The organism is Antarctobacter albus, from assembly GCF_900101505.1.
Lineage (GTDB): Bacteria > Pseudomonadota > Alphaproteobacteria > Rhodobacterales > Rhodobacteraceae > Antarctobacter > Antarctobacter albus.
Window position 1 is genome coordinate 62,290 of record NZ_FMZI01000009.1, and the last position, 13,083, is coordinate 75,372.

Annotated in this window: 12 protein-coding genes and 1 riboswitch; of the genes, 5 read left to right on the forward strand and 7 right to left on the reverse strand. The window is 67.1% G+C overall.

Annotation, left to right across the window (positions count from 1 at the left end; genetic code table 11):
- Positions 1-20: 20 nt before the first annotated feature.
- From gcvP to BLQ71_RS16355, 5 genes are all read right to left on the reverse strand, one after another.
- Entirely contained in the window at positions 21-2,867 is a 2,847-nt protein-coding gene (gcvP, locus tag BLQ71_RS16335) for an aminomethyl-transferring glycine dehydrogenase (RefSeq protein ID WP_074622478.1), read from the reverse strand.
- A gap of 16 nt (positions 2,868-2,883) precedes the next feature.
- Positions 2,884-3,216 carry a hypothetical protein gene (locus BLQ71_RS16340; protein ID WP_133066168.1) on the reverse strand — a complete coding sequence of 111 codons (333 nt, stop codon included), beginning with the start codon at positions 3,214-3,216 and terminating at the stop codon, positions 2,884-2,886.
- Between the two features lie 144 nt (positions 3,217-3,360).
- Positions 3,361-3,720, reverse strand: a complete 360-nt coding sequence (gcvH, locus tag BLQ71_RS16345) for a glycine cleavage system protein GcvH (RefSeq protein WP_043143024.1) — start codon at positions 3,718-3,720, stop codon at positions 3,361-3,363.
- Between the two features lie 15 nt (positions 3,721-3,735).
- Complete coding sequence (gene gcvT, locus BLQ71_RS16350) at positions 3,736-4,866, reverse strand: glycine cleavage system aminomethyltransferase GcvT (protein ID WP_074622479.1); 1,131 nt, start codon at positions 4,864-4,866, stop codon at positions 3,736-3,738.
- Positions 4,867-4,934: 68 nt separating this feature from the next.
- A riboswitch (glycine riboswitch) is annotated at positions 4,935-5,015 on the reverse strand.
- 103 nt (positions 5,016-5,118) lie between these two features.
- A complete protein-coding gene (locus tag BLQ71_RS16355) occupies positions 5,119-5,595 on the reverse strand; it encodes an RrF2 family transcriptional regulator (protein WP_074622569.1) in 477 nt (158 codons plus the stop codon).
- Between the two features lie 93 nt (positions 5,596-5,688).
- On the opposite strand from BLQ71_RS16355, the gene BLQ71_RS16360 reads away from it, so the two are divergent.
- Positions 5,689-6,255, forward strand: coding sequence for a gamma-glutamylcyclotransferase (locus BLQ71_RS16360; protein WP_074622480.1), 567 nt, complete (start codon positions 5,689-5,691; stop codon positions 6,253-6,255).
- A gap of 109 nt (positions 6,256-6,364) precedes the next feature.
- Here BLQ71_RS16360 and gltX read toward each other — a convergent pair whose 3' ends face one another.
- The gene (gene gltX / locus BLQ71_RS16365) at positions 6,365-7,699 is read right to left on the reverse strand and encodes a glutamate--tRNA ligase (protein ID WP_074622481.1); all 1,335 of its coding nucleotides are present in this window, start codon (positions 7,697-7,699) and stop codon (positions 6,365-6,367) included.
- A 159-nt stretch (positions 7,700-7,858) separates the two neighbouring features.
- Here gltX and BLQ71_RS16370 point away from each other — a divergent pair, with 159 nt between their 5' ends.
- Genes BLQ71_RS16370 through BLQ71_RS16380 form a run of 3 tightly spaced genes read left to right on the forward strand, consistent with a single transcriptional unit; the run spans position 7,859 to position 9,713 of the window.
- Positions 7,859-8,800, forward strand: a complete 942-nt coding sequence (locus BLQ71_RS16370) for a 1-phosphofructokinase family hexose kinase (RefSeq protein ID WP_074622482.1) — start codon at positions 7,859-7,861, stop codon at positions 8,798-8,800.
- Positions 8,800-9,333, forward strand: a complete 534-nt coding sequence (thpR, locus tag BLQ71_RS16375) for an RNA 2',3'-cyclic phosphodiesterase (protein ID WP_083342279.1) — start codon at positions 8,800-8,802, stop codon at positions 9,331-9,333. Before BLQ71_RS16370 ends, thpR begins: the two co-directional genes overlap by 1 nt.
- Positions 9,330-9,713 (forward strand): metallopeptidase family protein, encoded by a 384-nt coding sequence (locus BLQ71_RS16380; RefSeq protein ID WP_074622483.1) that lies wholly within the window; start codon positions 9,330-9,332, stop codon positions 9,711-9,713. Before thpR ends, BLQ71_RS16380 begins: the two co-directional genes overlap by 4 nt.
- Before the next feature lie 6 nt (positions 9,714-9,719).
- Here BLQ71_RS16380 and BLQ71_RS16385 read toward each other — a convergent pair whose 3' ends face one another.
- A complete protein-coding gene (locus tag BLQ71_RS16385) occupies positions 9,720-11,378 on the reverse strand; it encodes an NAD+ synthase (protein WP_074622484.1) in 1,659 nt (552 codons plus the stop codon).
- 142 nt (positions 11,379-11,520) lie between these two features.
- On the opposite strand from BLQ71_RS16385, the gene BLQ71_RS16390 reads away from it, so the two are divergent.
- Positions 11,521-13,044, forward strand: coding sequence for an MORN repeat-containing protein (locus BLQ71_RS16390; protein ID WP_074622485.1), 1,524 nt, complete (start codon positions 11,521-11,523; stop codon positions 13,042-13,044).
- Positions 13,045-13,083 lie beyond the last annotated feature (39 nt).

Sequence of the window (13,083 nt, forward strand, 5' to 3'; positions counted from 1 at the left end):
CGTGCAGTGGCCCGATCAGCCTATTCCGCCGCTTCGGCGTAATCGCTCATCGGCGGGCAGGTGCAGATCAGGTGCCGGTCGCCATAGACGTTGTCCACCCGGTTCACCGGCGGCCAGTACTTGTCGACCCGGAAAGCGCCCGGCGGGAAACAGCCCTGCTCACGGCTGTAGGGACGGTCCCAGTCGCGCACGAGGTCCTCCATCGTGTGAGGGGCCAGCTTCAGCGGGTTCTGCTCGCGGTCCATATCGCCGTTCTCGATGGCGCGGATTTCCTCGCGGATCGCCAGCATCGCATCGCAGAAGCGGTCCAGCTCGGCCTTGGTCTCGCTCTCGGTCGGCTCCACCATCAGAGTCCCCGCCACGGGCCAGCTCATCGTGGGCGCGTGGAAGCCGGCATCCATCAGCCGCTTGGCGATGTCCTCGACCGTCACACCCGCCGATTTCTCGAAAGGCCGCGTGTCCAGGATGCATTCATGCGCCACCCAGCCGTTCGACCCGCGGTAGAGCACGTCATAGGCACCCTCCAGCCGCTTTGCGATGTAGTTGGCGTTCAGGATCGCCACCCGCGTCGCCTGCGTCAGCCCGCTGCCCCCCATCATCAGGCAATAGGCCCAGCTGATCGGCAACAGCGAGGGAGAGCCGAACGACGCCGCGCTGACCGCGCCGCCCTCTGCCTCCAGCGGGTTGCCCGGCAGATGCGGCACCAGGTGTTCCTTGACCCCGATCGGCCCCATACCGGGGCCACCGCCGCCGTGCGGGATGCAGAATGTCTTGTGCAGGTTCAGGTGGCTGACATCCCCGCCCAGGTCACCGGGACGGCTCAGCCCCACCATCGCGTTCATGTTGGCGCCGTCGATATAGACCTGCCCACCGTGTTCGTGGGTGATCGCGCAGACCTCCTTCACCGTCTCCTCGAACACGCCATGCGTGGACGGATAGGTGATCATGCAGGCCGCCAGCGCATCGGAATGCTTCTTGGCCTTGGCGCGGAAATCCGCCACGTCGATGGACCCCTGCGCGTCGCATTTCACCGCCACCACCTTCCAGCCGACCATCTGCGCCGAAGCCGGGTTGGTGCCATGCGCGTTGACCGGGATCAGGCAGACGTTGCGCTGCCCCTCGCCCCGGTCCATCTGCCAGCGCCGGATTGTCAGCAGGCCCGCGTATTCCCCCTGCGCGCCGGAATTGGGCTGCATGGAAATCGCGTCATAGCCGGTGATCTGGCACAGCTTGGCGTTCAGGTTCTCGATCAGCTCGGCATAGCCCCGCGCCTGGTCCTTTGGCGCGTAGGGGTGGATCATCGAGAACTCGCGCCAGCTCACCGGCATCATTTCCGCCGCCGAGTTCAGCTTCATCGTGCAGGACCCCAGCGGGATCATCGCCCGGTCCAGCGCCAGGTCGCGGTCGGCGAGGCGGCGCATGTAGCGCATCATCTCTGTCTCGGCCCGGTTCATGTGGAACACGTCATGTTCCAGGTAGCTGGACTGCCGGATCAACCCATCGGGCAGGCGATAACCGGACTCCGCCGGATCGTCCTTCTTCACCAGCCCGAAGGCGCGCCAGACCGCCTCGATGGTCGAGGGCCGGGTGCGTTCGTCCAGCGTGATGCCGACGCGGGTCTTGCCCACGCGCCGCAGGTTCAGCCCCTGCTGCACGGCGGCCTGCAGGACACCACGCTGCAACAGGCCCACGTCCACGGTGATCGTGTCAAAGAACTCCGACGGCTCCACCTTGAACCCCGCCGCCTCCAACCCCTTGGCCAGGCGCACGGTCTTGCGGTGGATGCGCTGCGCGATGGCGCGCAACCCCTTGGGCCCGTGGAACACCGCGTAGAACCCGGCCATGACCGCCAGCAGCGCCTGCGCGGTACAGACGTTCGACGTGGCCTTTTCGCGCCGGATATGCTGTTCGCGGGTCTGCAACGACAGCCGGTAGGCGCGGTTGCCGTGGCTGTCGATGGAAACACCGACAATCCGCCCGGGCATCGCGCGTTTCATCGCGTCCTTGCAGGCCATGTAGGCCGCGTGCGGCCCGCCATAGCCCACAGGCACGCCAAAGCGCTGGGTCGAGCCCACGGCGATATCCGCCCCCATCGCGCCCGGCTCCTTCAGCAGGCACAGCGACAGCGGATCGGCGCTGACGATGCCCACCGCGTTGGCACCGTGCAGCGCCTCCATCTCGGCGGTGAAATCGCGCAGGTGGCCGTAGGTGCCGGGATACTGGAAGATGGCGCCGAAGACCTTGTCGGCCTCCAGCGTCTCGGGCGCGCCCACGATCACCTCGATCCCCAGCGGCTCGGCCCGGGTCTTCATCACCGCGATGTTCTGCGGGTGACAGTTCTCGTCGACGAAAAAGGCGGTGGCCTTGGATTTCGCCACCCGCTGCGCCATCGTCATCGCCTCGGCGCAGGCGGTCGCCTCGTCCAGGAGCGAGGCATTGGCGATCTCCAGCCCGGTCAGGTCGCAGATCATGGTCTGGAAGTTCAGCAGCGCCTCCAGGCGGCCCTGGCTGATCTCGGGCTGGTAGGGCGTGTAGGCGGTGTACCAGGCCGGGTTCTCCAGGATGTTGCGCTGGATCGCCGGCGGCGTGACCGTGCCGTGATAGCCCTGCCCGATGAGCGAGGTCAGCACCTTGTTCTTCGACGCCACCTCGCGCATCCGGTAGATCAGCTCCCGCTCGGACAGCGGCTTGCCGAAATCCAGCGGCTTTTCCTGCCGGATTGCCTTCGGCACGGTTTCGTCCACCAGTTGATCCAGCCCCGAAACGCCCAGCACGTTGAACATGCTCGCCATTTCCTCGGGCGACGGGCCGATGTGGCGCCGGTTGGCGAAATCATAGGGAAGATAGTCGATGGGCTCGTAGGTCATTCCTGTGCCTTCCTTCTCAACGCTTCGGGTCCGCGACACGATCCAGCAATCGAAGCCGGACAGGCGCCCCTTCCGTCAAATCCAAACTGTCGAACGAAAAAACGCCGATATAACCGTCGCGCGCGAGATCTCCCCCGCCCACATCCCTCTGCATCACCACGAGATCATGGTCGCGCAGGGCCTCCGCGTATTCCATGAAACGCTTTCCGTTCCGATCGATGCCTTCCATCGGGTCCGCGTATCCGGTCTCGCCAACACGCCAGGTATTGTGAATGACGGCCAGACGCTTGCCTTCCACCTCTGCGGTCCATCGTCCGCGCTCGCCGGTTATCTTTACAAGCTTTCTCAACGGGGCACCGCTCCCGGGCTTCTTCTTGGTCCAAATACCCCGGGGGAGTCGACCGCAGGGAGACGGGGGCAGAGCCCCCTTTCCGCCGCCGATCACAGCTCCGCCGGAATGGGCGCAGGGCGGGGCATCACCCCGCCGCCACGATCACGAAATGAAGTCCTTGTAGGCCTTCTCGTCCATCAGGTCGTCCAACGCCGACAGGTCCTCGACCTTCATCTTGAAGAACCAGGCCTCGCCCTCGGGGTCCTCGTTGATCTTGCCCGGTTCCTCGACGATGGGCTCGTTCACCTCGACGATCTCGCCGTCCAGCGGCGCCAGGATGTCAGAGGCGGCCTTGACCGATTCGATCACCACGACTTCCTCGTCCTTGGTGACCTCGCGGCCTTCCTCGGGCAGTTCGACAAAGACGATGTCGCCCAATTGTTCCGCCGCGTGATTGGTGATGCCCACAACGACCAGGTCACCCTCGACCAGCAGCCATTCATGTTCCTCGGTGAATTTCATGTAAGTCTCCCTGTTTCACCGTTTGAACCCAGCCGGCACGAAAGGCAGCGCTGCCACCCGCACCGGAACCCGCTTGCCGCGCAGCTCGCCCCAGAGGGGTGTGCCCTCTGATGCGCTTGCCGCCGACACATATCCCATGGCCACCGGCCCCTCGACCGAGGGGCCGAAGCCGCCCGAGGTCACGGCGCCGACCTCGGCCCCGCCCTCCTCGGCATCGTAGAGCACCACGCCCGCGCGCATCGGCGCCCGGCCCTCGGGGCGCAGGCCCACGCGCTTGCGCGCCGCGCCTTCGGCCATCTCGCGCTGCACCCGCTCCGCGCCCGGATAGCCGCCCGCGCGCGCGCCACCGGCGCGCCGGACCTTCTGGATCGCCCAGGTCAGCCCCGCCTCGACCGGCGAGGTTTCCGGGTCCAGGTCCTGCCCGTAGAGGCACAGGCCCGCTTCCAGCCGCAGGCTGTCCCGCGCGCCCAGCCCGATGGGTTCAACCCGGGCATCCGCCAGCAGCGATTTCACCAGATCCACGGCCGCCACGTTGGGCACCGAGATCTCAAAGCCGTCCTCGCCGGTATAACCCGACCGCGAGACCCAGCATTCCGCGCCCGCGATGGGCAACGTCTCGACGTCCATGAAACGCATGTCGCGCACCGCGGGGCAATGCTCGGCCAGAACATCCTCGGCCTCGGGCCCCTGCAGCGCCACAAGCGCACGATTTTCCAGCAGTTTCACGGTGATGCCATCGGGTTCCAGCGCCGCGCGCATCCGGGCCACGTCGGCCTCCTTGCAGGCCGCGTTGACCACCACGAACAGGTGATCGCCCCGGTTGGCGATCATGAGATCGTCCTCGATCCCGCCCGCGTCATTGGTAAAGAAACCATAGCGCTGCCGCCCCTCGGCCAGCCCCGCCACGTCCACCGGCACCAGCCGTTCCAGCGCCTCAGCCACCTTCGGCCCGCGCAGGATCACCTGGCCCATGTGGCTGACGTCGAACAGCCCGGCCCGGCCCCGGGTGTGCAGGTGCTCTTTCAGCACGCCCAGCTTGTACTGTACCGGCATCTCGTAGCCGGCGAATCCCACCATTTTCGCGCCGCGCGCGTGGTGCAGCTCGTTCAGAACGGTTGTCTTCAGCTCGGTCGGCTCGTCCGTCATGCGCTCCCCTTTGCCCATGACGCACAGCGCGTCCGGGCAGTTCCGCCACGGACCAATTCCGCAGCCCCACTGCCCCCTCTGTCCTTCGGCCTGAGATCGTTATCCCTTCGGCGGACGCGCATCCGGCGCCTCTCTCCAGAGTCTTGCCTCTTCGCGGTCCATGCGGCCTGAGCGTTTCCGGGGCGGTTGCGCCTTCGGCACCGGCTCCGGGCCAAGGCCCTCCCCGGTTCTCCCGTCGAAGATGCGCAGACGCTAGTCCATCGTCCCGGCGTTGACAAGCCGCCCCGCGCGGCATCCATCGCCAGAGATGATGTTCATCAGCGCGGCGTTGTCACAGACCAGCGAATCGAGCGTGATCGGGTCCAGCGTCTCGTAAAAGGCATTGGCGGCCCGGGTCAGCGCGCTGCGCAGCCGGCAGGCATCGGTCAGCGGACAGGTGTTGTCCACGTCGGCGAAACATTCGGCCAGCGGCACCGGCTGTTCCAGCGCCCGGAAAATGTCGCCGATGACGATATCCTTGGCCGGCCGGCCCAGTTCCAGCCCGCCGTTGCGCCCCCGCTGGGTGTGCAGGAACCCCATCTGGGCCAGTTGGTTGATGACCTGCGCCAGGTGGTTTTCCGAGGCATTGCAGCGTTGGGCGATCTCGTGCTTGGTAACAAGCCGCCCCGGGTTCGCGGCGCAAAACATCAGCACGCGCATCGCGATATTGGTTCTTTTCGTCACCCGCATGCGGATCTCCAAAATACATTGATCAGACACCTATCTCGCACGCGGCGGGCCTTCGGGGTTTGACATGCGTCAAAACCGGCGAATATTTCGCACATGGAGCATGTATATTTCTTTGGCTACGGGTCGCTGGTGAACCGCACGACCCATGAACACACCCCCGCACACCGCGCCCGCCTGCACGGCTGGCGCCGGGCCTGGCGCGCGGTGCCCGAACGGGCGCTCTGCTATCTGACCGCCGTCCGCGATCCGGACGCCCATATCGACGGGCTGATCGCCCCGGTCCCCGGCGACAGCTGGGCAGAGCTCGACCGCCGCGAAGGCGCCTATGACCGCCATGACGCCACCCAAAGCCTGACCCATGACAGCGACGCGCGCGCCGTCGTCGTCTATGCGATCGACCCCAACCGCCACAGCGATCCGGGTCCGGACAACCCGATCCTGCTCAGCTATCTCGATGTGGTGGTGGCGGGCTACCTGGCGGAATACGGCCCCGGCGGCCCGGCGCAGTTCTTCGACTCCACCCTGGGCTGGCAGGCGCCGATCCTCGATGACCGCGCCGCGCCCCGCTATGCCCGCGCCCGGCCCCTGACGGACGAGATCCGCACCCTGACCGACGCCGGCCTGGCCGCCCTCGGCAGCCGGATCATCGCCGCCGCCTGAGCCTCAGGCGAAAGCCGCCTGGCTTCTTTGGTTTGAAAAATACCTCGGGGGGCGCCGAAGGCGCGGGGGCAGCGCCCCCTCCGACCGCGCAAACAGGCCCAGGCGGGGTTTACGCCCCGGCCTTGCCGCCTGGCTTGACCTGCATCAGCGGCATCACCTCGGCCATTTCCGGCCCGCGCTGCAGCCCGGTCACGGCTTTGCGCAGCGGCATGAACAGCTTCTTGCCCTTGCGCCCCGTGGCTTCCTTGACCGCCGTGGTCCAGGTGCCCCAGGTCTCCGCGTCATAGGGCGGCTCGCCCAGCATGGCCAAGGCCTCGGTCACAAAGTCCTGGTCTTCCTCATCCACCAGCGGCTCTGCCCCGTCACGGAACAGCGCCCACCAGCCCGCCATCTCCTTGCGGGTGGTGATGTTCTCGCGCACCACGTTCCAGAAAGCCGCGGCCTTGTCGTCGGGCACGCCCAGCGCACGCACCTCGTCGGCCACCGCCTCCAGCTCCAGCCCGTGCAGCTTTTTCGCGGTCAGCGGATACAGGTCCTCGACGTCGAACTTGGTGGGGGCCGAGCCGAACTGCTCCAGCTCGAACCCCTCGGCGATCTCGTCCAGCGACAGGCGCAACTCGACGGGCTGAGACGAGCCCAGACGCGCCATCAGGCTCAGCAGCGCCTCGGGTTCCACGCCGTTCTCGCGCAGGTCGCGCAGCGCCAGCGTGCCCAGCCGTTTCGACAGCGATTCCCCCTGCGGCCCGGTCAACAGCGAGTGATGCGCAAAGGCCGGCGGCTCGCCGCCCAGCGCGCGGATCATCTGGATCTGCGTCGCGGTATTGGTGACGTGGTCATTGCCGCGCACCACGTGGGTGATGCCCATTTCCATGTCATCGACGACCGAGGCCAGAGTATAGAGGAACTGGCCGTCGGCACGGATCAGCACCGGGTCCGACACGCTTGCCGCGTCGATCGAGACCTCGCCCAGGATCCCGTCTTCCCAGGCGATGCGTTCGTGATCCAGCTTGAAGCGCCAGACACCATCGCCGCGCTCAGCCCGCAGCGCGGCCTTGTCCGCGTCCGACAGATCCAGCGCCGCGCGGTCATAGACCGGCGGTTTGCCCATGTTCAGCTGTTTCTTGCGCTTGAGGTCCAGCTCGGTCGGCGTCTCGAAAGCCTCGTAGAACCGGCCCATGCCGCGCAGCTTCTCCGCCGCGGCCTCGTAACGGTCCAGCCGCTGCGACTGCCGTTCGATGCGGTCCCAGGTCAGGCCCAGCCATTCCAGGTCCTGCTTGATGGCGTCGACATATTCCTCTTTCGACCGCTCCGGGTCGGTGTCGTCGATGCGCAGCACGAACTCACCGCCGCTCTTGCGGGCGATCAGGTAGTTGAACAGCGCGGTGCGCAGGTTCCCGACATGGATATAGCCGGTGGGCGAGGGCGCAAAGCGGGTGACGGTCATGACGTGGCCTCCTGTCAGGGCGGCGTGTTTTCACAAGGCGCGGGATTTGTCCAGTTCCCGCGCATGTCACGGCGCGACGCGCGGTGATGCTGGCCCGCGTCCCGCCCCGATGCTAGGCAAGGGGCCCGTGGCCCCGATCGCCCCAAAGGAACCGCGCCCATGACAGAGATCCTCACCGTCACGCTGAACCCGGCGCTCGACCTCGCCACCTCCTGTCCCAGCGTCGCGCCGGGGCCGAAACTGCGCTGCGGGCCGGAAACGGCGGAACCGGGCGGCGGCGGTGTCAACGTGGCCCGCGCCGTGGTCCAGCTGGGCGGACAGGCCCGCGCGCTGGTGGCTCTGGGCGGCGCCAACGGCGACGCGCTGAAACGGCTCTTGCAGGAACGCGACCTGGACCTGATCCGGCACGAGGCGCCGGGCCAGACCCGGCACAGCTTTTCCGTCACGGACGAGTCGACCGGGGCCCAGTACCGTTTCGTCCTCTCCGGCCCGGAATGGACCGAGGCCCAGCTTGACACCGTTCTGGACAGGCTCGCCGCCGAGGCCGGCGAGGGGGACTACATCGTGCTCTCGGGCAGCATGCCGCCGGGCTGTGCACCGGGCTGGATCACCCGCGCCTGTGACCGGCTCTCCGGGCGCCGCGTGGTCGTCGACACCTCGGGCGCGCATCTGCACCACCAGGCCACGGCCCCCGGCCCCGCGCCCTTTGTCCTGCGCATGGACAGCGCCGAGGCGCGCGACCTCTCGGGCCTCGGGCTGGAAACCCGCGCCGACAGCGCCGCCTTTGCCGAGGCCCTGCGGGCCCGCGGCGCCGCCGAAATCGTCATCATCGCCCGCGGCAAGGACGGATCGGTCATGGCCACGGACAAGGGCCGCTGGCATGTCACGGCCGCGAACGAAACCGTCGTCAGCGCCATCGGCGCCGGCGACAGTTTCGTCGGCGGTTTCGTCAAGGCGCTGGCCGAAGGGCTGGACCACCCGGAGGCCCTGCGCCACGGCGCGGCAGCGGCGGCGGCGGCGGTCATATCCCCCGGCACCCAGCTGTGCCTGCCCGGGGATTTCGCCGACGCCCTGCCCCGCACAGACCTGATCGCGCTCTGATGCGGCTCTTCATCGCCCTTTCGCTGCCCGAAGAGGCCCGCGACGCGCTGGACGACCTGCAATCGCGGTTTCCCATCGGTCGCCCCACGCCCTACGAAAACCTGCACCTGACCCTCGCCTTTCTGGGCGAACAGGACGAAGAAACGACAGAGGCGGTGCATGACGCGCTGCAGACCCTGCGGGCGCCCGCGCTGGACCTGACCCTGACCGGGGCATCGATCTTTGGCGGGCGCCACGGGCAGGCCGTCGCGCTCGAGGCCGATGGCAACGCACCGCTGAACGAATTGCGCGACCGCGTGCTGGCCCGGCTGCGCAGCGTCGGCGTCGCCCCCGAACGGCGCCGGTTCCGTCCGCATGTCACGCTGGCCCGGCTCAGGGGCCAGGCCGATGCCTCGCCGCTCCTGGCCGTGCTGGCCAGCGCCAGCATCGGCCCCTTTGCCTGCAACAGCTTCAGCCTCTTTGCCTCGACCCTGCACCAGGACGGCGCCCTGCACGAGGAACTGGCCCGCTACCCGCTGAGCCCGCCCCGATGAGCGATACCCAGCATTTCTACGCGGTGGCCGAACGCACCATCGAGACGTTCCCCGAACCCTTCCTGGGCAGCGCCCGAGCGGTGGTCCTTCAGGTGGTCGACTGGCCGCCCCGGGACATCCTCGACGAGATGCAGATCGACGATCCCCGCGACCTGACCGGGCTTTATGACGGCATCCCCATGACGGAGAAAAGCTTTGCCGACCCGGCGCCCTTTCCCGACACGGTCTGGCTGTTCCGGGAACCGATCCTCGACGAATGGCGCGCGCGTGGCGATGTCGAGCTGGACGACCTGATCGCCCATGTCACCGTGCATGAATTTGCCCATCACTTCGGCTGGTCCGACGGTGACATCGCCGCTATAGACCGGTGGTGGGAATAGGCGCCCTCAGTTCGGATCGCGCCAGCGGTTGACGATGGGATAACGCCGGTCCAGCCAGAACGCCCGTTTCGTCAGGCGCGCGCCGGGGGCGGACTGGAACCGCTTGTACTCGCTGATGTACAGCAGGTGCTCCACCTTCTTGGCGTCCTCGCGGGAATAGCCCGCCGCCACGCAATCGGCGATGGACCCGTCGTCATCCACCAGGATCTGCAGGATCGCGTCCAGCACCGGGTAATCGGGCAGCGAGTCGCTGTCTTTCTGGTCCTCGCGCAGCTCGGCACTCGGCGGCTTGGTGATGATCCGCTCGGGGATCACCTCGCCCTCGGGGCCCTTCATCCAGGGACGATGGTTGGCGTTGCGCCAGCGGCAGGTCTCGAACACCCGCGTCTTGTAGAGATCCTTGATCGGGTTATAGCCGCCGGCCATGTCGCCGTAGATCGTGGCATAGCCCACCGCGACCTCGGACTTGTTGCCGGTGGTCAGCAGCATCTCGCCAAACTTGTTCGACAAGGCCATCAACAGCAGCCCGCGCAGCCGCGACTGGATATTTTCCTCTGTCAGGTCCGGTTCCAGCTCCGCAAAAAGCGGCGCCAGCGCCTCTGTCACCGCGTCGCGCGGTCCCTTGATCGGCACGTAATCATAGCGGCAGCCCAGCGCCTTGGCGCAGGCTTCGGCATCCTCCAGCGAATGCGACGAGGTATATTCCGACGGCAGCATCACGCAGCGCACGTTGTCCGCGCCCAGCGCATCCACCGCAATCGCCGCCACCAGCGCCGAATCCACGCCCCCAGACAGGCCCAACAGCACCTTGGCGAACCCGGCCTTGCGCAGGTAGTCGCGCACCGCCTCGACCATGACGCGGTAATCCTGCTCCCAGTCGTCGGGATGCACCTCGAAGGGGCCGTCCTCGCAATGCCAGCCATCGGGGCCGCGCACCATGTCCACCGGCACCACGCATTCCTCGAAGACCGGCAGCTGGACTGCGATCCCGCCATGCGGGTTCAACACGAAGGACCCGCCGTCGAACACCTGGTCATCCTGCCCGCCCACCATGTTGAGATAGATCAGCGGCAGCCCCGTCTCGACCACCCGCGCAACCATGTGGTTCAGCCGGGTCTCGTACTTGTTGCGGTAATAGGGCGAGCCATTGGGCACCAGCAGGAACTCGGCCCCGGTCTCGGCCAGCGTCTCGGCCACGTCGGGGTGCCAGGCATCCTCGCAGATGGGCGAGCCGATGCGCGTGTTGCCCACAGCATAAGGCCCGCCGATGGGGCCGCTGTCGTAGATGCGGACCTCGTCGAACACCTTTTCGTTGGGCAATTCGTGCTTCAGCACCCGCGTGACGACCTTGCCGCCGTTGCAGATGAAATAGGCGTTGAACAGCTCTGTCCCCTCGACGTAGGGACCGCCGATGGCCAGCGCGGGACCGTCGGCGCACTCGGCGGCCAGCTTGTCGACCGCCTGCATCGCCGCGATGTGAAAGGCCTTTTTCATCACCAGGTCCTGCGCGTTGTACCCGGCAATGAACATTTCTGGCAGGGCCACCAGGTCGGCGCCCTGCGCGCGGCCCTCGTCCCAGGCCGCCTTTGCCTTTGCCGCGTTGCCCGCCAGGTCCCCCACCACGGGGTTCAGTTGTGCCAGTGTCACGCGAAACCGATCGCTCATCGCGCCGCCCTTTCCCAAGTCCTCCCGCCCACATAGCAGACCCACGCCTGAGGGGAAGTCACCCGGCCCCCACCGTTGCCCTGCCCGCCCGGCTGACCTAGGTTTCCGAACGAAAAACCATCGCCAAGAGGCCCAAGACCGCATGACCCTGCCCCGCCCGTCGACGATCCTCGCGCTTGCGCTACTGTCCCTCCCCCAGCTCGCGGCGGCGCAGGACATCCAGACCCGGACCTATAGCGACGGCAGCACCTACAGCGGGCAGCTGGTGGACGGGGTCCAGCACGGACAGGGCACCTACCGGATGCCCAGCGGTTATGAATACAGCGGCAACTGGGTCATGGGAGAGATCCAGGGCAAGGGCCGCGCCCGGTTTCCCAACGGCGCGATCTACGTCGGAGAGTTCAAGCGCGGCCGCCCGGACGGCACCGGTCGCATCGACTATCCCGACGGCGGCCACTACGAGGGCGCCTGGCTGAACGGCAAGATCACCGGCCAGGGCAAGGCACGCTATGCCAATGGCGTCACCTACGAGGGCAACTTCCTCGACGCCCAGCACCACGGGCGCGGCGTCATGCGTGGCGAAAACGGCTATGTCTATGACGGACAGTGGCAAAACGGCGCCAAGCACGGCCAGGCCCGGATCACCTATCCCGACACAGCCGTCTACGAAGGCCAGATCAGGAACGGAGAGCGCGACGGTTATGGCAGGATCACCATGCCCGACGGGCTGGTCTACGAAGGCGGCTGGGCCAAGGGCCAGATCAACGGCCAGGGCAAGCTGGTGCAGCCGAACGGCGACACCTACACCGGCGCGCTGGTAGACGGCAAACGCCAGGGCCGAGGCACGGTGAACTACGCCAACGGCGACATCTACATCGGCGAATTTCAGAACGACAAGCGCAACGGCCAGGGCACGTTCACGGGGACCGACGGCTATCGCTACGACGGCCAGTGGAAGGACGGCAGCATCGAGGGCAAGGGCCGCGTCACCTATCCCGATGGCGCCGTCTACGAGGGCCGGTTCCGCGGCGACCTGGCCAATGGCATCGGCAAGGTCACCTATACCGACGGCGCCACCTACGAGGGCCAGTGGCGCGACGGGGTGATCCACGGAGAGGGCAAGGCCGTCTATGCCGACGGACAGATCTACGAGGGCAGCTTTGCCGATGCGCGCAGCCACGGCTACGGGGTCATGACCTACCTGGACGGCTATCGCTACGAGGGCCAGTGGAAGGACGGGCAGCGCCACGGGCGCGGCAAGGCCACCTACCCGGACGGCACGATCTACGAAGGCGCCTATGCCGCGGGAAAACGCCACGGACACGGGCGGATCGTCATGTCCGACGGCTTCCAGTACCAGGGCGCCTGGGAAAACGGAGAGATCAACGGCCAGGGCATCGCCACCTACACCAGCGGCGACGCCTATTCCGGCCAGTTCCGCAACGGCAAGCGCCACGGTCAGGGCCGCCTGCTCTATACCGACGGCACGGTGCGCGAAGGGATCTGGCGCAACGGCACGCTGGACGGCAACGCCGCCGGCCTGCCGCCGGAACCGGACCTGCCAGAGGGGCGCAACGTGACCGTGGGCGGCATCGCCGGCGCCCTACCCACGAAACGGATCGCACCCGAGGAAGGCAGCAGCCTGTCGCTGGACGCCAGGCCCTGACCCAATACCCGCGCAAGGCACCCTGATCCGGCGGCCACG

What these genes read in the sequence shown, in the direction of transcription:
- gltX (WP_074622481.1), bottom strand. Translation starts at nt 7,699, where the DNA reads ATGACCGTCACCCGCTTTGCGCCCTCGCCCACCGGCTATATCCATGTC.
- BLQ71_RS16355 (WP_074622569.1), bottom strand. Translation starts at nt 5,595, where the DNA reads ATGCGGGTGACGAAAAGAACCAATATCGCGATGCGCGTGCTGATGTTT.
- BLQ71_RS16385 (WP_074622484.1), bottom strand. Translation starts at nt 11,378, where the DNA reads ATGAGCGATCGGTTTCGCGTGACACTGGCACAACTGAACCCCGTGGTG.
- gcvT (WP_074622479.1), bottom strand. Translation starts at nt 4,866, where the DNA reads ATGACGGACGAGCCGACCGAGCTGAAGACAACCGTTCTGAACGAGCTG.
- gcvH (WP_043143024.1), bottom strand. Translation starts at nt 3,720, where the DNA reads ATGAAATTCACCGAGGAACATGAATGGCTGCTGGTCGAGGGTGACCTG.
- gcvP (WP_074622478.1), bottom strand. Translation starts at nt 2,867, where the DNA reads ATGACCTACGAGCCCATCGACTATCTTCCCTATGATTTCGCCAACCGG.
- BLQ71_RS16380 (WP_074622483.1), top strand. Translation starts at nt 9,330, where the DNA reads ATGAGCGATACCCAGCATTTCTACGCGGTGGCCGAACGCACCATCGAG.
- thpR (WP_083342279.1), top strand. Translation starts at nt 8,800, where the DNA reads ATGCGGCTCTTCATCGCCCTTTCGCTGCCCGAAGAGGCCCGCGACGCG.
- BLQ71_RS16360 (WP_074622480.1), top strand. Translation starts at nt 5,689, where the DNA reads ATGGAGCATGTATATTTCTTTGGCTACGGGTCGCTGGTGAACCGCACG.
- BLQ71_RS16370 (WP_074622482.1), top strand. Translation starts at nt 7,859, where the DNA reads ATGACAGAGATCCTCACCGTCACGCTGAACCCGGCGCTCGACCTCGCC.
- BLQ71_RS16390 (WP_074622485.1), top strand. Translation starts at nt 11,521, where the DNA reads ATGACCCTGCCCCGCCCGTCGACGATCCTCGCGCTTGCGCTACTGTCC.